A 17,425-nucleotide genomic window follows, 5' to 3' on the forward strand; every position below is an offset into this window, starting at 1 on the left:
TACCTCTTTTGGTTTGATAAAAATTCGACACTTCTATCTCACCATTAACCCTCTCTCTTTTCAAGAGCGGTGTCAGGTTAAGTCTGAACTATTACACATAATCACTAGCTGTTAAATCAGCACCAATACCATTTGGAATAGATGAAATCAGCCATTGCGTAGAGCCATGGCAATATTTTTGGCTAACTTCATCAATGTTGGAAATCCTTATCTCATCCTTGATGACCTTGAAGTAATAAATAACCTTGACTTTATAATCACCAAACTTAACTAAAAATACAGCCTTATCGTTACCTACATAACCGGCATTTGGTACATACTCATAATTAGCATTTAGCTTGTATTGTCCAGCTGCCGGATTATTTTCATAAGTAACATTACCACCATCATCTACCGATGTCCTTAGAACACCGAACTTGGGCTTCTGTATAATTTTAGTCTCGCCTGTTTCGATGAGGTCGGCGAATTTAGGAAAGTTTTGCACCGCCAAAGGAAAGTGCTTAGACTCAAAAGCAGATGCAGCCACATAATTAGTTGCCAATGAAGAAAACCCACCATTTGCACTAGAAGCTGGAATACATGCCCCCACCGTGCCATACAAATCATCTGATATTGGTTTTGCGGTCGATGCTGCAACTAAGACTGTATGAGTCTGCGCCGACTCCGCATCAATAAAACTTGTATCCATTAATAGCATATCAATTTCTCCTACTTGTATATCGAATGCAGTCATAATCTGTTGCAACTGCGATGGTTGTATATTTGCGCTATCAGATTGATGTTGCGATATAGAAACGTCTTCAGCCAAGAGCCTTTTAGGCGTAATTGTTTCTAATCTATGCTTATTAAGAGTAATGCCAAATTGGGTATTGTAATATTTTCGAGCCTCGGTATTAATACCAGCCACCTTAAGTATTTCACTCATATTACCGTGAGCATTTTGCTCGTAAATAGTAGCATTGATTCCATTCCAAATCTCGAGTCTATTTGGAATATCATTAGTTCGGCCTCCATGCACCCCCACAACAGTTCTTCTAAAATTAACAGTATCGTCATACTGTGGTGGCGCTCGATCTACAATATCATTTAAGCCGAGTAGGTCGAGCAACAACTTTTCGTTGCCCAATATTTTGGCTTTATATTCTCTCTATGGTTTATTCAAAAGTCACCGGCCATTTTCTTGCTGTATGAAAAACGGCCAAAATCTGAATTTGGTTTTCTTTCACACGATACGGCAAAATGTATTGGGTTCCTGTAATTACCAACTCTCGCGTTTCATCAATGCGACCAATCCGTCCTATGAGCGGGTTGTCTTGAAGCAGAATGGCTCGTTCTTTAATTTCGGAAAGTAAAACGCGGGCGGCGTTTGGGTTTTCTTCGGCAATATAGAGAAAGATGTCGCGTAAATCCTGGCGGGCTGGTTCGGACCAGACGATTTTCATGCATTAGTTTTGGCTTTACGCTCAATTAAGTCTTCCATTTCTTTCATGACATCGGCATGATCGATTAACTCGCCTCGATTTGCCGCAGCGCTGCCTTGGGTGATTTTCTCAACTTGCCAAGCGTGAGTTTCCAGGTATTCCTTTATGGCTTGATTGACGAGGTCATTCCGCGATTTATCTAGCGATCCAGCTAGGTCGTCCAGTTTATGTACGATTTCTGTTTCAGCGCTAATAGTAAATGCTTCGGTTGCCATTATTGCCGCTCCGGTTTATTGAGGTTTGTTTGTAATCATATAGCATGCTTTATGGTCTTGCTAGAATAGATTGATGGCTAGGTTCCGGCAATCCCGGAATGGACGGTTAAGCCGATCATGGTTCGACAGCTCACCACGAACGGCTTAACCTTAAACTGCTCGTTTTAAGTCGGCAGCCCGCACGCTAAAACAAACTATCCCACATATCATCCACCTTCTTAACCACCTCCGGCGACATCACAATAGTCCTGCCCCATTCCCGGTTGGTTTCGCCCGGCCATTTATTGGTCGCGTCGAATCCCACCTTGGAGCCCAAGCCTGAAACCGGCGAGGCGAAATCGAGATAATCGATCGGCGTGTTTTCCAGTATGGTCAAATCCCTGGCGGGGTCCATGCGGGTGGTCATCGCCCAGATCACATCCTGCCAGTTGCGGACATCGACATCGTCATCGACGACGATCACGAACTTGGTGTACATGAACTGGCGCAGGAACGACCAAGTGCCCAGCATCACGCGTTTGGCGTGTCCGGCGTATTGCTTTTTCATGCTGATCACGGCCATGCGGTAGGAACAGCCTTCCGGGGGTAGGTAGAAATCGACAATTTCCGGGAATTGTTTTTGCAGAATTGGCACGAAGACTTCGTTTAACGCGACGCCCAGGATGGCTGGTTCGTCGGGAGGTCTGCCTGTGTAGGTGCTGTGATAGATCGGCGCTTGGCGCTGGGTGATTCGTTCGATGGTAAACACAGGAAAATCGGCGACTTCGTTGTAATAGCCGGTGTGATCGCCGTAAGGGCCTTCCGGCGCGAATTCGCCGGGATAGATAAAGCCTTCAAGCACGATTTCGGCGCTGGCCGGGACTTGCAAATCATTAGTCAGCGATTTGGCGACTTCCGTTTTGCTACCGCGTAATAATCCGGCAAACGCGTATTCGGACAGGGAATCCGGCACCGGTGTGACGGCGGCCAATATGGTTGCAGGATCAGCGCCTAAGGCCACGGAAACCGGAAAGGGCTGGCCGGGATGGGCGGACTGGAATTCTTTAAAGTCCAATGCGCCGCCGCGATGCGCCAGCCAGCGCATGATGACTTTGTTTTTGCCGATGACCTGCATGCGGTAAATGCCCAGATTCTGCCGTTCTTTGTTCGGGCCTTTGGTGATGACCAGCGGCCAAGTAATCAATGGTGCCGCATCTTCCGGCCAGCAGGTTTGGATAGGGTAATCGCTAAGGTCGATTTCATCGCCTTCCCGAATCAGTTCCTGACATGGAGGAGAGCTGATTATTTTGGGCGCCATATTCAGCACTTGCTTGAATACTGGGAATTTTTCCCAGGCGTCTTTCATGCCTTTGGGTGGCTCGGGTTCTTTCAGGTAAGCCAGTAACTCGCCGATGCCGCGCAACTCGGTAACGGATTCTGCGCCCATGCCCATCGCGACACGGCGTGGCGTGCCGAAAAGGTTGGCCAGCACCGGAATATTGGCGCCTTTGGGATTTTCGAACAGCAAAGCGGGACCAGCCCGTTTTAGGGTGCGGTCGCAAATTTCGGTCATTTCCAGGTACGGATCGACTTCAACGGTAATGCGCTTTAGCTCGCCCTGTTTTTCCAGTTGTTTGATGAAATCGCGCAGGTCTTTGTAGATCATGTCGCGATGCCGTTATGTCTGAGCAAGGCGTCAATAGTGGGTTTGCGGCCGCGGAAGCTGATAAATAGTTCCATCGCATTTTGGCTGCCGCCTTTTTCAAGAATATTAGTTAAAAAAGCTTTGCCGGTTTCTGGGTCGAAAATACCTTTTTCTTCAAACATCGAGAAAGCGTCACTGGACAGAACTTCCGCCCATTTATAGCTGTAATAGCCCGCCGCGTAACCGCCGGCAAAAATATGCGAGAAGCTGTGTGCAAAACGGTTGAACCTGGGAGGACGGACAACGGCAACCTGTTCCCTGACCTGTTCCAGAATTTCATAGATGCGGCCGCCTTTTTCAGGGTCATAGTCCCGGTGAATCCTGAAATCGAACAGGCTGAATTCCAGTTGCCTGACCATGATCATGCCAGCCTGGAAATTTTTTGCCGCGATCATTTTATCAAACAACGCATCCGGCAATTTCTCGTCGGTTTGATAATGGCCCGACATCAACGCGACCGCTTCTTTTTCCCAACACCAGTTTTCCATGAACTGGCTGGGCAGCTCGACAGCATCCCATTCCACGCCGTTAATGCCGGAGACGCCCAGATGATCGATCTGGGTAAGCATGTGGTGCAAGCCGTGGCCGAATTCATGGAATAGCGTGGTAACCTCGTCATGGGTCAGTAATGCCGGGGTGTCGCCGGCCGGTGGGGTAAAGTTGCAGGTCAGGTAGGCGACCGGGATTTGAATAGTGTTGTCGAATTTCTTGCGGCTAACGCAATCGTCCATCCAGGCGCCGCCGCGTTTTTTGGCGCGGGCGTAAAGATCGAGATAAAACTGGCCGCGCAATTGGCCGGTTTGGTCATGGATTTGGAAAAAACGCACATCGGGATGCCAGCTGTCGAAATCCCTAATCTCGGAGATTTGCAAGCCGTACAGTTTTTCTACGATTGCAAACAGGCCGGGCAAGACGCGGGTGATCGGAAAGTAAGTTTTAACTTCTTCTTGCGATAGTTGGTAAAAATGCTGGCGCATTTTTTCCGAATAATAGGCCATATCCCAAGATTGCAGATCGTTAATGCCGTAGTGTTGTTTGGCGAATTCACGCAGTTCGGCCAGATCCTTGCGTGCATGCCGCCAGGATCGGTCGGCCAAGTCTTCAAGAAAATGGACGACATCATCCGGTTTTTCGGCCATTTTGGTCGCCAGCGACAGTTCCGCGTAATTGTTGAACCCCAGTAGACGGGCTTTTTCATGACGCAAGGCCAGGATTTTTTCCATGTTTTCGCTGTTGTCCCACTGTCCGGCATGAGGGCCTTGGTCGGAAGCGCGGGTTGCGAAGGCTTCATAGTGCTCGCGGCGTAATTCGCGGTTGTCGGCGTAAGTCATCACCGAAATATAGGATGGAAATTGCAGTGTGATCATCCAGCCGTCTTCATTATGGCTTTCGGCGGTCTGTTTGGCTTGAGCCAAAGCGGATTCAGGCAATCCAGCCAAATCCTGTTCGTCCCTGATCAGCTTGCTCCAGGCGTTGGTAGCATCCAGCAGGTTTTCTTCGTAGTTACTGGCGAGAGCGGACAGTTCCTGACTGATTTCTTTATAGCGTTGTTTTTTTTCGTTATCCAGGTCTATGCCGGATAATTTGAAATCTCTTAACGCGTTGCGGATGATTTTTTGCTGGGCTATGTCCAGTGCAGCAAATTCATCGCTTTCGGCAATAAAGCGATAAGCTTTAAACAATGCTTCGTTTTGCCCCATTTCAGTCGAGTAGGCGCTGAGTTTGGGCAGGCAAGCATTGTATGCATCACGTAGTTCATCGCTGTTGACTACGGAATTCATGTGGCTGACCGGGGACCAGGCTTTGTTGAGCTTATCTTCTACATCTTCCAAGGGCTCGGCCAGGTTTTCCCAGGTGTAATGCTGTGTGGCTTGGAGGTGTTGTTCGACCGAGGCACGGGCTTCGGCCAGTAATTGGTCGATAGCCGGCACGACGTGTTCCGGTTTTATTTGGAAAAACAATGGCAGCGTGGAATTAGCTAATAAAGGATTGTTCATAGTGGTATTAAGAAAGAAAGTTCATGGCTGCATTGATGCGATGCTTGGCTTTGTGCAGTATATCCAAAGAAAAGTCGGGTGTTAGTTTGCTGTTGTTAAGTTTAACGTAGGCAGGTATCGAGTTCATATATGGTATTTCCTTTGCTCTCGAGGTGCCGAAATAACTGTGCAATTTGGCTAGTATGACTATATCAGTCAGATTCAATTTATCTCTATCGCTTTCATAGAACCAGTTTTCGGCATATTTAGGGATGTCGGTTAATTCCGGAGTAAAGCCCAACGTGTGCAGTACCAGGGAGCCGACCGACGGACTCAAAAACGGGATGGCCGATTCCAATATGTCCATGTTCGGGTATTCATTCGGATTCAGCTCGGCAAAATGCAATACCGGTATCGTCCCTATGTCACTGACCAGGCCGGCTAATAAGGCATCTTCCGGATTAACCGTGCCGTTTTCCTGTGCAAGCACAAAACTCAAGCTGGAGACATAGAGGCTGTTTTTCCACAAGTTTTGCATTTTTTCCATCAGTTGCGGGTTCTGGCAGCTAAATAATTGCTTTAAGCTGATGCCCATGACCAGTTTGCGCGTTTGATCCAGACCCAATCGGGTAACAGCCGCATGGCAATTAGTAATCGGCGAGATGGGCGAGTAAAGTGGGCTGTTCGCAAGTTGAATCAATTTGGCTACGATAGACGCATCTACACCGATAATTCTTACAACCTCGTTGATGCCTAAATCTTTTTCCATCGCTTCTTTCAATTTTAAGGCGACATTGGGTAATGAGGGCAGGCTTAATCTGTTTTCCCGGTAGGCCTTTGAAAAACTGGTAAAAAAACGGTTGTTGGCAATTTGTTCAGGTAACTCGATATCAATGAGCTCAACGGAAGCAGGCTCTTGGAGACTTTTACCCGACCATCGACAGATAAATTCTCCTGAAATCGCCAAAATAGTAATGTCTGTTTTAGCGAATGCCGTTGCTCCGCATACCTTACCGCTATTAAGCGGCAGGTTAGCCAGCGATGACTCTGCCGATAAGGTGTAGCGGTTGTCGCTATCCGGTTGAAGTTCAACACTTCCTTCAAGCAGATAAAAAACTGAACTGGTTTTTTGACCCAATCTGAAAATTACAGAACCTTGAGTATACTTTAGTATCGTGTGGGCCAGTTGCTCAACATAGGCATCATCCATGTCTCGAAGTGGGGCCAGTCTTTTTAGAGTTGTGAGCGGTAGTTTTTTATATTCGGTGGAAACAGGTTCCGAATAGGTAAGCGGATTGTTTGTGCTGGCGAGGGGGGCGATGTCTGGTTCTTTTTCGAGTGGAGTTTTCTTGGGCTTCTGAGAAAATATTTTAGTAAACCAATTCATGATGACATCACGCGTTATTGTTTGAAAAATATGCAGTTTGGAGTTTTGTAATGGTAGCCGCTCAATGATGTGTATCCTGAGTGTCAAAAAAAACAGCTGTTTGGGATAGATGATCGTGCCAACTGCGTTGATTTTTATCAATAAGAATCCACAAAAAGCCCAGTCCGAAAAAACTCCACGATATGATGGCTGTTATGAAACGAAGCAAAGCTTGTTTCCAGCTGATCGGTTTCATGTCTAGAGTGAGCACTTTTATTTTCCAAGCACGCAGGCCTAAGGTTTGTCCCCCATGAGTCCAAAACCAGGCGTAAAAGAAGAAGCTGACTAGCAGCAGATAAATGGGAAAAAAAAACTGTTGGTCAGTGAAAGCTTCGCCCGCATTTAAAGGAAGTAATACTGCAGTCGCGACAAATAAAAGGGCGATCAGCAACAGGAGGTCGTAGAATATTACTGTCAGGCGACGCAAAAAACCAGGCTTTGATATAGGATCATTACCTAGTTTTTGTAGTATATTCTTTGTTGACCCGACCAATTAAATTTTAAATAAGGCTAGTTTTTGACCAAAATACATGCACATCGCCATTAGTGCTCCCAGCATTACGAGAGAAAATAAGAATGGCGGTCTATGGAACAGAAGAATGAAGAAATCTGTTGCAAAAAGGCTGGTTAACAAAGGTTGGTCAATTAAGCTATTAAGAATCTTTTTGAACATAACAATTCCTGTCAAGCACGCTAATGTTTGTGCGAGTGTTTAAAAAATGGTTATCTGATCTTTATATTTAGTGTGTGCAATTGGGGCAAGCATAGAATTGCATGTAAAAAATCAGAATGGTGATTCTACTCCATTCAAAAGGGGAATGTAAAAGAAACTTGCTGATTGGGTTAGAATCCATTACCAATGATATAATTAAGATAATTAGAAAAATAAACAAGGTGTAAAGACTATTTTAAACTTCTTTAAAAAAATTATTAATTCAGCCAAAAATGATGCTGAGCCTATCTCCGCACAAGTCAAAATATATTCACGCGCGGAGCATAATATTTCACGCTCCCAGATCAGTGAGAACGCGTTGAAGGTTTTGTATCGATTGCAAAAGGAGGGATTCGATGCTTATCTTGTCGGCGGTTGTGTGCGTGATTTGCTGTTGGGACGGGAACCCAAGGATTTTGATGTCGTCACCAATGCCGATCCGGATCAAGTTAGAAAAGTATTCCGTAACTGCCGATTAATAGGGCGCAGATTTCGTCTGGCGCATGTGCATTTTGGGAGGGAAATCATCGAGGTCGCCACTTTTCGGGGAGCAGGAGAGGAGCAAAACGACAATCAGCTACTCAACAAAGAAGGCCGCCTGCTGCGGGATAATGTTTACGGTACGATTGAAGAAGATGTTTGGCGCAGGGATTTTACCGTTAATGCACTCTATTACAATATCAAAGATTTCTCGGTAGTCGATTATGTCGGTGGCATGGCCGACCATAAAGCTGGGACAATCAGGCTTATCGGTGACCCCGATATGCGTTTTCGCGAAGATCCCGTGCGTATGTTAAGGGCGGTGCGTTTTGCCATTAAACTCGGTTTTAGGCTGGATCTCGATTGCGAGAAATCCATACATAACGACGCTCCGTTACTGGCCAGCATACCGTCCGCTAGGCTTTATGATGAAGTTTTAAAGCTGTTTTTATCCGGCTATGCGCTGCAAACTTTTGAGATGCTCAGACATTACGGACTTTTTCAAGTGTTGTTCCCTGCTACTGAAAACAGTTTGGAGATTGAAGAAGACGGTTTTCCCCGCTTATTGCTGATTAAAGCGCTGGAAAATTCGGATAACAGGATAGCTGAGGGTAAAACAGTTACAGCCTACTTTTTATTAGCGGCCTTTTTGTGGGAGCCAGTGCAAATGCTGGCTAAAGCAAAAATGGCTCAAGGCGAGGTTGAATATATTGCCTATCAGGATGCGGCAAGTGAGGTTATCGCCAGACAGATTAAAAGTACGGCTCTACCTCGTCATATCAGCATGGCTATGCGTGAAGTTTGGAATATGCAGCCCAAATTTAATGCGCGTATCGGTTCTAAACCCAGCCGTTTGATTGGTCATCCTCGCTTTAGAGCGGGTTATGATTTTTTGTTATTACGCGCAGAAACCGGAGGAGCCGATCAGGAGTTGGCTGAGTGGTGGACCCGGTACCAAAATGCCGATGAAAATGAACAAAGAAAAATGACTCAGCCGCCACGTCGAGCCCAAAACAATAAATCGGGGCGCAAAAGAAACTATCGTGGAAAAGCTAAAGATAGTGCGCCAAAAACAGAGTCTTAAAGTATTTTATTCAACATTAACCATGAAAAACCCAACAACTGACTTGGTTACCGCTTATATTGGCCTAGGTAGTAATCTTGAAAACCCTGTAGAGCAAATAAAATCAGCGCGCACTGCAATAGCACAAATCGCCGGAGTGCAGGAACTGGCGTTTTCCAGCTTGTATCATAGTTCGCCTATGGGTCCGCAGGACCAGCCTGATTACGTAAATGCAGTGATGTGCATCGCAACCAACTTGCCGCCGATAGATTTACTGCATTGTCTGCAACGCATTGAAAACGAGCAGGGGCGGGTGCGAAAAGGCGAGCGTTGGGGAGCGAGAACGCTGGATTTGGATATGCTGATCTATGGCGACCAGATCATTGAGTTGCCTGATTTAATCGTGCCGCACACCGGTTTGGCTGAGCGGGCTTTCGTCCTGTATCCCTTGTATGAGATTGCTCCGCAATTGCAGGTGCCCGGAAAAGGCGACATTGCCGATCTGCTTGCCAAATGCCCCATGAATGAACTGAGACGGTTGGACTGATTCTTGCCCAAGTCCATCAGGAACCCTTCTGAATAAAATGAATCAATATTCTTCCATAGATACGCTAAAGCCGTTGTCAATTATCGATCTGTCCGCGATGAAACAACGCGGCGAGAAAATTTCTTGTTTAACCGCTTACGATGCCGCATTTAGCGCAGTAATTGACAAAGCGGGGGTCGATATGATGCTGGTCGGAGATTCTCTTGGCATGGTTATTCAAGGGCGTGATACAACGCTCCCGGTTACTATTAGAGATATGGTTTATCATACCCGCTGCGTCAGCAATGCCAGACGGCGGGCGTTTGTAATCGCTGATTTGCCGTTTATGACTTATGCTACGCCAATCATCGCGGCCAAAAACGCCGCCAAACTGATGCAGGCAGGCGGCGCACAAATGGTTAAGCTGGAAGGGCCGAGAATCGATTGCGTCCGTTTTCTGGTCGATCAGGGCATTCCGGTTTGCGGACATTTGGGCTTGTTGCCGCAATCGATTAATCAGCTGGGTAGTTATAAAGTTCAAGGCAAGGAACAGGCGGCTGCCGATAAAATATTTGCCGATGCCCAGCAATTACAGCAAGCGGGTGCAGGGCTGTTGGTGTTGGAATGCGTGCCTGCAACTTTGGCTAAGAATATCAGCGCACAGTTAACGATTCCCGTTATAGGTATTGGCGCCGGTGTAGACTGCGACGGACAGGTGCTGGTGCTTTATGACATGCTTAATATCGGCATTGGCAAGCGTCCGCGTTTTTCCAGGAATTTCATGAGTGACGCAACAAATATCGAGGGAGCCATTATTGCCTATCATCAGGCGGTCAAACAGTCCCGATTTCCAGCTGCTGAACATAGTTTTTAAGATTTATGCACATAGTTAAAACCGTATCGGAATTGCGCGATGCCGTCCGGGCGTGGCGTTCATCAGGACAGAGCGTTGCATTGGTGCCGACGATGGGCAATCTTCATGCGGGGCATCTGGCGCTGGTGAATGAGGCTAAAAAAAGAGCAGATCGAGTGGTGGTCAGTATCTTTGTAAATCCTACCCAGTTTGGTGTTGGTGAAGATTTTGAGACTTATCCTCGTACCGAGCATGAAGATCAGCAAAAACTCAATGCCACCGGTGCGGATTTGTTGTTTCAGCCGGCTGTTTCAGATGTTTATACGCCGGATGCCAAAACGCTCGTGTCAGTAACCGGCTTGTCCGAATGGTATTGCGGCGCGTCCAGGCCGGGCCATTTTGACGGTGTTGCAACAATTGTTTGTAAGTTATTTAATATGGTGCAACCGGATGTTGCGTTGTTCGGGCTAAAAGATTTTCAGCAGTTGACGGTGATACGGACAATGGTTAGGGATCTGAATATTCCTGTTGAAATCGTTGGTGTAGCAACGGTTCGGGAGGAAAGCGGCTTGGCAATGAGCTCCAGAAACGGTTATTTAACGTCAGAGGAAAAAACGATTGCTGCAAAGCTGTACCAATCCTTATGTGCCGCGCGCGAGGCTGTTTTAGAGGGAGGGCAGTCTTATCAGGAAATAGAACGCAAGGCATTACAGTTTTTGCAGGAATCGGGTTTTCAGCCGGATTATTTTGTCGTGTGCAGGGCCAGTGATTTAAAAAAAGCAGACGAAAATGATAAGGAGCTGGTTTTGTTAGTGGCGGCTAAGCTCGGTAAAACCCGCTTGATCGATAATGTTTGCTTTTCCAGAAATCCCCCTCAATCCCCCTTTGGCAAAGGGGGAAGCCGCAGGCAGGGGGATTTAAATGCTAAAAGTTGATGCATTATTGCAATTAATGGATAATGCGCGGTTCTCAAAAGTATTTAGATAGTTTTTATTATGCAAATCACAATGCTTAAAGCGAAATTACATAGAGCTACGGTGACCCATTCAGAATTGGGTTATGAAGGTTCTTGCGCGATTGATAGCAATATTCTCGATTTATCGGGTATCAGAGAATACGAGCAGATACAGATTTATAATATCAACAATGGCGCACGTTTTACGACCTATGCCATTCGTGCCGAAGCAGGATCGGGGTTGTTTTCAGTTAACGGTGCGGCTGCCCGTTTGGCGTGCCCCGGGGATCTGATTATTGTTTGCTCGTTTGCAATATTGGATCAAAAAGAGGTTGAAAATCATAAGCCTACTTTGATTTACTTTAATGAAAAGAATGAGGTTCAGCGCTCAGCCAGTTCTATTCCGGTTCAGCCGTCCTCTGTTTGATTGCCCATCTTATCCTGTGATTTCAGTGAATTAATTGATTTAAGTCTCTCGTATAGTCATCGTTAGTATTATTGAGGACGATGTCAGTCAGAGTATCAATGCGTTGAATTACTAAGCAGTATTATCAGCCGACGGAAAGTCAGAACCGCACTTCAAAATTGCCTCGTGCATCTAACGTTTTTTATCTTGATTGTCGATTGCCTTAAGTAAAACCGCCGCTAAAAAGCGGCAGTAACAAAATATAATTGCTTAAGATGCAGCTAAAAATCAGGGATATATTTTTTCAAAGAGACATTTTGTGCGCTACTAGCTTTATGCGCCTTCAGAAACATTAATTTCATTGCTAATGTCGGTCAGCGTTATGCTTTGTTCTACTTGAACAAGCACTTTTTGCAAGCCTATTCTCTTTGCGCTGTTAATTACCAGCGGAGATTTGATGGAGCCTTTAATGGTAGGCTGATCGGATGCGTCTTTATGTAAAATTATCAAGATAAGCGTATCGGCAGGATTTTCAATTCCCAAAGTGGCTTCTTCCGCGTCATTTAATACAAAGTCATAATTGATATTGAAAATAGACGGTTGGGCAACTGAAAAGACGAGAGACTCGTCATCTAAAGATTGCAGCCAGAAAACTAGGGAATTGTCGCCTTCCTGGTGAAATAGTTTGAAACGGGTTTGATCTTCAAAGCCTGGGATTCCATTGGGAAAGCTAATGATGGTGCTTGGGTCAATAGTTTGTTCGCCGAAAAAACTTGATTTAATTTTCATAATGAACTCTGGTAAAGGTGGAGATAAAGGTAAATATATAGTCTAAAGCCGTTAGTATAGCAAGGCTTGAATATAATGAGCTGTTTACCAGGACTTCACCCAATCGCCAACTTTGACGCCCAGTTCACGAGCAGGGATTTCCAATTTACCTGTAGAGTAACGGGGAGTGACACTGCGGATGGTTAATACGCCGGTCGGTTGCCTATCTCTACCTATAAAACTGGTGCCCCCATCAAGATTTAAATCATTGCCGCTCGTAGTATAAACCGCTAGTTGATCACCGACATTGATTCTCTCCTGTGTGCCTGCATCAATAACTACCTTGTCATTCTTAATGTCAATAATGCGGGTTGCAAAAGGGTAGCAACTTAAAGAGTGGCGAATATCGACACTTGCCCGATCTATAATCTGAGCAATTTTCTCGCCGGTCGAGGTGGAATTAAAACGCTCACTGCCCACTGTATAAGATGCGGGTATCCATACATCGCCATCCACGGTATCGACATAGCGCTGCTGGTATATTAATGCGCCGGAAAATCCATCATGTACAAAAACATCGATTCCAATCCCGCGTTTGGCTACAACCTCGCGCGCCAAACTTCTGACGTATGCCAACGGCCCTGCACCTCTCATGTATTCGGTGGATTCGACTTCCAGATCCCTAATCACGCCCGAAAGTACAAATTGCACACCGTTTGATACAGCCAGTTGCATGACTTTTGACGGACGATAGGCTGTATTGCTTTGTAATTCCACAATACCAGTACCGGATGCACCAGCTCCAAAGTTTGACGAACGATAGGCTGATTGGTCTTGTAATGCCGGAGCCAAGTCGGCTCTTGGATATAAATTGATATTAGTGGCATTACTGCCGATAAAATCGCCGGACTCAATTAAAAGATTATTAAGTTCGCGTGGAATGCCGCTGGATAAATCCTGCGTTTCGTAACCGGTCACCTGTTCTTGTTTAGCTAAAGGAAAACCGGTTGCGATAATGCGTTTGCGATAATGGGTTGTACAGGAATTGTCGGCAGATAGCTCCACCATGGCTATAACATGATAAATATTGTTGGCAGGCCATTCTTTGACAACTGTAGTGTTGTTTACGGAGGCAGCAGTACTGAGGGCAAAAGTATCCAACGAGACATCATTTTGATCGACCAAAGTCCGGCTATGAATATTAACAGAGGATTGCATAGAGGCTTGGCGGATAGCGTCTTGCAAGGCCTGCTTTCTTGCCAATAACGGCATATCATTGTTGATTGCAGCTTGACCTTCGGCAGTTATTACATCAGTGCGAGGTTGAGCATTGGTTGCTACATTAGCGCTAGGTTGGACACTGTTGGCACAGGATTGACTTAATAATATAAGCGATACCCATATACATCTGAATAATATTTTTGCCATTCATCAAAACCGGTTTGTTGCTGTGAATAATTACGACGGCGCATAATCATCTTTTAAGAGTAATGCATGTGGCGATAACCGCTTAGCTTATACCTTATATTACAAGGTTCAGATAATTTTGACCCGGTTATTTGCGACGGAATCCTTTGGTATTGGAATAATTGTAACAATCATCTCCATTACATCCTGAATTAATGCTCGATACTGTAGGTGGTTTTTGCTCGAAATCGGGTGCCGGATTTCCCGTATTTTGCTGAAGACACTGGTTAATCAGTTCGCTTGGGCCGTTAATGCATTCATAGAATCTTGGCGTCAAATCAAGCTCCACAACTGTTTCAAAAGTATCGTCACCAGCATAGATGTCGCTGCCGATGGCTGAAGTTCTTTTCACTCTTGCTCCACGTAGGTAAGCATTAAGATAAATCTGATAATTATCATGGCTGACTTCCATATCCCCGACTGTGGTTTGGCCGCGCAATTGAATGCCATTAAGCTGCTCGGCCAAACTTCTGTAAGCATCCATTTTAGATGCTCTCATGGCCATTAGTTTAATTTGCGAGCGCGAATACCGATCGCTTTTTTCGACAGTGCCATAGCCTATGGCGCTTAAAGTTTTATACGGTAGGGACACAATCGGTGTGGGCGGCGCTTTTTGAGTCGAGCAAGCAGTCGTCAATAAGCTGATGACTAATCCCGCTATCGCCAGGGATGATAAGTATGCCCCAAGCCTGTTGGAAACAAGCGCAATAAATGCGGGCTTTAAGTGGTTAATTTTCACGGTACTACTCCTGTGTCAGTTTGCCAATGTAGCGGCTGATAAGTTAATTACTTAAATTATTTAGCGCCTAATCCAGCATAGACGGCAAACTTCTTTTTGCGCTCGAGCCGCATTGCATCGCAAGCCTATTCTCCTGTATCCTGCACCGCATGCAAATAAATCTGATTTCAGTAGGAAACCGTATGCCGGGCTGGGTGCGGCAGGGTTACGACGAATATGCCAAACGCCTGCCCCGTGAATGCGAATTGGTACTTAAGGAAATTGCGCCGGGCAAGCGAACCAAAAACAGCGATGTCGCAAGAATCATCAAAGAAGAAGGCGAGCGCATGATTGCAGCGATCCCTCAAGGCGCGCATATCGTAACCTTGGATATACCCGGTAAATCATGGACAACTCCAGAATTGGCGCAAGCGATGCGGCGTTGGTTGGAAAGCGGGCAGCATGTCTCATTATTAATCGGCGGGCCGGAAGGCCTGGCTGATTCTGTCAAACAGCTGGCGCGGGAGTCATGGAGTTTGTCGCCGCTTACGTTTCCCCATCCGTTGGTGCGTATCGTTGTTGCCGAACAGCTCTATCGCGCCTGGAGCATTCTCCACAACCATCCCTATCATCGACAATGACTGTGCAGATTATTCTTGCCTCAGCTTCTCCTCGTCGAAAGGAACTGCTGGATCAGATTAAGGTCGTTTATAGAGTTCATCCGGTCGATCTTGATGAGACGCCTTTGCCCAATGAGGCGCCGTTGGAGTATGTGCAGCGGTTGGCAGCTGAGAAATCTGCGGCATGTATCGCGCAGTTGGGCGCCGACTTGCCGGTTCTGGCGGCAGATACTGCTGTGGTTTTGGACGACTTGATTATGGGAAAACCTAAAGATCGGGATGATGCGTTTACCATGTTAAGACAGTTGTCCGGTAAAATGCACCGGGTTTATAGTGCAATTTCGCTTAGAGGCAAGGAACATGGTCAGGCGGTAAGCATTACCGAAGTGACTTTCAGGCAGTTGACAGAGTGGGAAATAGAGGCCTATTGGCAAAGCGGCGAACCGGTCGACAAAGCAGGCAGTTATGCAATCCAAGGGTTAGGCGGGGTATTTGTAGCGTCGATTAATGGCAGTTTTTCCGGAGTGGTGGGTTTGCCGTTGTTTGAAACTTCGGAACTTTTATCCAGGCAAGGTATTGAGTTGTTCAAATGAGTGAAGAAATTTTAATTAACGTTACTCCGCCTGAGACGCGTGTTGCGGTTATTGAAAACGGCGTCTTGCAGGAATTGATCATTGAAAGAACCCGACAACGGGGCTTAGTGGGCAACATCTATAAAGGCGAAGTATGTCGGGTTCTGCCCGGAATGCAGGCGGCTTTTGTCGATATAGGCTTGCCCAGGGCGGCGTTTTTGCATCTTTCCGATTTGTGTGCCAAAGACTTGGAAAAAAAAGGCTCGGAAAATATCGAGCATTATCTGCATGAAGGCCAACATATTGTCGTACAGGTGGTCAAAGACCCTTTGGGCACCAAAGGCGCACGGTTAACGACGGAAATATCGATACCATCCCGGTTCCAGGTTTATATGCCTTATGCGCAAAATTCCGGCGTGTCCCAACGGATAGAATGCGAGACGGAACGAGTCCGGTTAAGGACGTGCCTCGACGCTTTCAGGCTGGAACATAAATGCGGCGGTTTTATTGCAAGAACAGCGGCGGAATGCGTGGATGAGACAGTATTGATTGCCGATATGACGTTTTTGCTGAAGCTATGGGAATCGATTGCCGCCAAAATTGCAGGAGCCAAGCCTAAGCAGTTTATCCATAAGGATTTGCCGCTGAGCATCAGGACGTTGAGAGACTTATACCGGGAAGGCATAGAAAGAGTCAGGGTGGATTCGAGGGAAACCTATCACCGCTTGGTTGAGTTTGCGGAGATTTTTGTGCCGGAAATCGTGCCGGTGATCGAGCATTATACCGGCGAGTGCCCTGTGTTCGACATTTACAGCGTAGAAGATGAAATTCAAAAAGCGCTAGATCGTAAAGTCAACTTGAAATCGGGCGGGCATCTGGTATTCGACCAAACTGAATCGATGACCACCGTCGATGTGAATACCGGGGGCTATGTCGGCGGCCGCAACTTGGAAGAGACTATTTTTAAAACCAATCTCGAAGCGGCACAGACGATTTCGAGACAACTTAGACTCCGAAACCTCGGCGGTATTATCATTATCGATTTCATCGATATGCAAAGTCCGGATCATAAAAAGCAAGTGTTGCAGGCCTTTGAGCGGCATTTGGAAAAAGACCATGCAAAAACCAATATTACCGAAGTATCGGTGCTGGGTCTGGTCGAAATGACCCGCAAAAGAACTAGGGAGAGTCTGGAACATATACTTTGCGAGCCTTGCAGCGCCTGCGGCGGCCGGGGCGTTTTAAAGACCGCAGAATCGATGTGCCTGGAAATATTCCGGGAGATTATTCGCGAAGTCAGGCAGTACAAAGTTCAAAAGATTTTGGTTTTGGCATCCAACGAAGTTGTGGAAATGCTGCTTGATGAAGAAGCGGATATGCTGGCTGAATTGGAAGTTTTTTTGAGTGTACGCATCAAATTTAGAGCTGAGGCTGAATATAATCAGGAGCAGTATGATGTGGTGCTGCTTTGAGACGAAAGGCGAAGGACTAAGGGCGAAAGGT

At 46.3% G+C, this 17,425-nt stretch carries 19 protein-coding genes; 8 read left to right on the forward strand and 11 right to left on the reverse strand.

The features are described from left to right. Positions 1-91: 91 nt before the first annotated feature. From EPO18_RS06135 to EPO18_RS20795, 8 genes are all read right to left on the reverse strand, one after another. Positions 92-1,108: a hypothetical protein gene (locus EPO18_RS06135; protein WP_292432013.1), complete on the reverse strand. Its 1,017-nt coding sequence runs from the start codon at positions 1,106-1,108 to the stop codon at positions 92-94. Between the two features lie 46 nt (positions 1,109-1,154). Continuing rightward, entirely contained in the window at positions 1,155-1,442 is a 288-nt protein-coding gene (locus tag EPO18_RS06140; RefSeq protein ID WP_292432015.1) for a type II toxin-antitoxin system RelE/ParE family toxin, read from the reverse strand. Next, positions 1,439-1,696, reverse strand: a complete 258-nt coding sequence (locus EPO18_RS06145; RefSeq protein ID WP_292432017.1) for a CopG family ribbon-helix-helix protein — start codon at positions 1,694-1,696, stop codon at positions 1,439-1,441. The genes EPO18_RS06140 and EPO18_RS06145 overlap by 4 nt, the downstream gene beginning before the upstream one ends. A gap of 184 nt (positions 1,697-1,880) precedes the next feature. Then, on the reverse strand, positions 1,881-3,341 hold the full coding sequence (gene ubiD / locus EPO18_RS06150) for a 4-hydroxy-3-polyprenylbenzoate decarboxylase (RefSeq protein WP_292432020.1): 1,461 nt from the start codon (positions 3,339-3,341) through the stop codon (positions 1,881-1,883). Next, positions 3,338-5,377: an oligopeptidase A gene (gene prlC / locus EPO18_RS06155; RefSeq protein WP_292432023.1), complete on the reverse strand. Its 2,040-nt coding sequence runs from the start codon at positions 5,375-5,377 to the stop codon at positions 3,338-3,340. The genes ubiD and prlC overlap by 4 nt, the downstream gene beginning before the upstream one ends. A gap of 7 nt (positions 5,378-5,384) precedes the next feature. Beyond that, positions 5,385-6,743 carry an HDOD domain-containing protein gene (locus EPO18_RS06160; protein WP_292432025.1) on the reverse strand — a complete coding sequence of 453 codons (1,359 nt, stop codon included), beginning with the start codon at positions 6,741-6,743 and terminating at the stop codon, positions 5,385-5,387. Positions 6,744-6,804: 61 nt separating this feature from the next. Next, a complete protein-coding gene (locus EPO18_RS06165; RefSeq protein ID WP_292432028.1) occupies positions 6,805-7,275 on the reverse strand; it encodes an RDD family protein in 471 nt (156 codons plus the stop codon). Beyond that, a complete protein-coding gene (locus EPO18_RS20795; RefSeq protein ID WP_006891830.1) occupies positions 7,276-7,455 on the reverse strand; it encodes a hypothetical protein in 180 nt (59 codons plus the stop codon). A gap of 253 nt (positions 7,456-7,708) precedes the next feature. Here EPO18_RS20795 and pcnB point away from each other — a divergent pair, with 253 nt between their 5' ends. From pcnB to panD, 5 genes are read left to right on the forward strand one after another with little or no spacing between them, the layout of a single operon-like run. Next, positions 7,709-9,058, forward strand: a complete 1,350-nt coding sequence (gene pcnB / locus EPO18_RS06175) for a polynucleotide adenylyltransferase PcnB (RefSeq protein ID WP_292432158.1) — start codon at positions 7,709-7,711, stop codon at positions 9,056-9,058. Positions 9,059-9,080: 22 nt separating this feature from the next. Further along, positions 9,081-9,584 (forward strand): 2-amino-4-hydroxy-6-hydroxymethyldihydropteridine diphosphokinase, encoded by a 504-nt coding sequence (gene folK, locus EPO18_RS06180; RefSeq protein ID WP_292432037.1) that lies wholly within the window; start codon positions 9,081-9,083, stop codon positions 9,582-9,584. 37 nt (positions 9,585-9,621) lie between these two features. Further along, on the forward strand, positions 9,622-10,437 hold the full coding sequence (panB, locus tag EPO18_RS06185; RefSeq protein ID WP_292432040.1) for a 3-methyl-2-oxobutanoate hydroxymethyltransferase: 816 nt from the start codon (positions 9,622-9,624) through the stop codon (positions 10,435-10,437). 5 nt (positions 10,438-10,442) lie between these two features. After that, the gene (gene panC, locus EPO18_RS06190; protein ID WP_292432043.1) at positions 10,443-11,351 is read left to right on the forward strand and encodes a pantoate--beta-alanine ligase; all 909 of its coding nucleotides are present in this window, start codon (positions 10,443-10,445) and stop codon (positions 11,349-11,351) included. Positions 11,352-11,411: 60 nt separating this feature from the next. Next, the gene (gene panD, locus EPO18_RS06195; protein ID WP_292432045.1) at positions 11,412-11,798 is read left to right on the forward strand and encodes an aspartate 1-decarboxylase; all 387 of its coding nucleotides are present in this window, start codon (positions 11,412-11,414) and stop codon (positions 11,796-11,798) included. Between the two features lie 312 nt (positions 11,799-12,110). On the opposite strand, the gene fliW is transcribed toward panD, so the two are convergent. From fliW to EPO18_RS06210, 3 genes are all read right to left on the reverse strand, one after another. Beyond that, positions 12,111-12,566 carry a flagellar assembly protein FliW gene (gene fliW / locus EPO18_RS06200; protein WP_292432048.1) on the reverse strand — a complete coding sequence of 152 codons (456 nt, stop codon included), beginning with the start codon at positions 12,564-12,566 and terminating at the stop codon, positions 12,111-12,113. Between the two features lie 84 nt (positions 12,567-12,650). Next, positions 12,651-13,973, reverse strand: coding sequence for a flagellar assembly protein T N-terminal domain-containing protein (locus tag EPO18_RS06205; RefSeq protein WP_292432051.1), 1,323 nt, complete (start codon positions 13,971-13,973; stop codon positions 12,651-12,653). A gap of 127 nt (positions 13,974-14,100) precedes the next feature. Beyond that, entirely contained in the window at positions 14,101-14,751 is a 651-nt protein-coding gene (locus EPO18_RS06210; RefSeq protein WP_292432052.1) for an LPP20 family lipoprotein, read from the reverse strand. 149 nt (positions 14,752-14,900) lie between these two features. On the opposite strand from EPO18_RS06210, the gene rlmH reads away from it, so the two are divergent. Genes rlmH through rng form a run of 3 tightly spaced genes read left to right on the forward strand, consistent with a single transcriptional unit; the run spans position 14,901 to position 17,394 of the window. After that, positions 14,901-15,371, forward strand: a complete 471-nt coding sequence (gene rlmH, locus EPO18_RS06215) for a 23S rRNA (pseudouridine(1915)-N(3))-methyltransferase RlmH (RefSeq protein WP_292432055.1) — start codon at positions 14,901-14,903, stop codon at positions 15,369-15,371. Continuing rightward, on the forward strand, positions 15,368-15,943 hold the full coding sequence (locus EPO18_RS06220; RefSeq protein ID WP_292432058.1) for a Maf family protein: 576 nt from the start codon (positions 15,368-15,370) through the stop codon (positions 15,941-15,943). Before rlmH ends, EPO18_RS06220 begins: the two co-directional genes overlap by 4 nt. After that, positions 15,940-17,394 (forward strand): ribonuclease G, encoded by a 1,455-nt coding sequence (rng, locus tag EPO18_RS06225; protein WP_292432061.1) that lies wholly within the window; start codon positions 15,940-15,942, stop codon positions 17,392-17,394. Before EPO18_RS06220 ends, rng begins: the two co-directional genes overlap by 4 nt. Positions 17,395-17,425 lie beyond the last annotated feature (31 nt).

The organism is Methylobacter sp., assembly GCF_004322395.1.
Taxonomy (GTDB): Bacteria; Pseudomonadota; Gammaproteobacteria; order Methylococcales; family Methylomonadaceae; genus Methylobacter_A.

What these genes read in the sequence shown, in the direction of transcription:
- EPO18_RS06160 (WP_292432025.1), bottom strand. Translation starts at nt 6,743, where the DNA reads ATGAATTGGTTTACTAAAATATTTTCTCAGAAGCCCAAGAAAACTCCA.
- EPO18_RS06145 (WP_292432017.1), bottom strand. Translation starts at nt 1,696, where the DNA reads ATGGCAACCGAAGCATTTACTATTAGCGCTGAAACAGAAATCGTACAT.
- panC (WP_292432043.1), top strand. Translation starts at nt 10,443, where the DNA reads ATGCACATAGTTAAAACCGTATCGGAATTGCGCGATGCCGTCCGGGCG.
- EPO18_RS20795 (WP_006891830.1), bottom strand. Translation starts at nt 7,455, where the DNA reads ATGTTCAAAAAGATTCTTAATAGCTTAATTGACCAACCTTTGTTAACC.
- prlC (WP_292432023.1), bottom strand. Translation starts at nt 5,377, where the DNA reads ATGAACAATCCTTTATTAGCTAATTCCACGCTGCCATTGTTTTTCCAA.
- panD (WP_292432045.1), top strand. Translation starts at nt 11,412, where the DNA reads ATGCAAATCACAATGCTTAAAGCGAAATTACATAGAGCTACGGTGACC.
- EPO18_RS06220 (WP_292432058.1), top strand. Translation starts at nt 15,368, where the DNA reads ATGACTGTGCAGATTATTCTTGCCTCAGCTTCTCCTCGTCGAAAGGAA.
- folK (WP_292432037.1), top strand. Translation starts at nt 9,081, where the DNA reads ATGAAAAACCCAACAACTGACTTGGTTACCGCTTATATTGGCCTAGGT.
- EPO18_RS06140 (WP_292432015.1), bottom strand. Translation starts at nt 1,442, where the DNA reads ATGAAAATCGTCTGGTCCGAACCAGCCCGCCAGGATTTACGCGACATC.
- panB (WP_292432040.1), top strand. Translation starts at nt 9,622, where the DNA reads ATGAATCAATATTCTTCCATAGATACGCTAAAGCCGTTGTCAATTATC.
- fliW (WP_292432048.1), bottom strand. Translation starts at nt 12,566, where the DNA reads ATGAAAATTAAATCAAGTTTTTTCGGCGAACAAACTATTGACCCAAGC.
- ubiD (WP_292432020.1), bottom strand. Translation starts at nt 3,341, where the DNA reads ATGATCTACAAAGACCTGCGCGATTTCATCAAACAACTGGAAAAACAG.
- rlmH (WP_292432055.1), top strand. Translation starts at nt 14,901, where the DNA reads ATGCAAATAAATCTGATTTCAGTAGGAAACCGTATGCCGGGCTGGGTG.
- rng (WP_292432061.1), top strand. Translation starts at nt 15,940, where the DNA reads ATGAGTGAAGAAATTTTAATTAACGTTACTCCGCCTGAGACGCGTGTT.
- EPO18_RS06205 (WP_292432051.1), bottom strand. Translation starts at nt 13,973, where the DNA reads ATGGCAAAAATATTATTCAGATGTATATGGGTATCGCTTATATTATTA.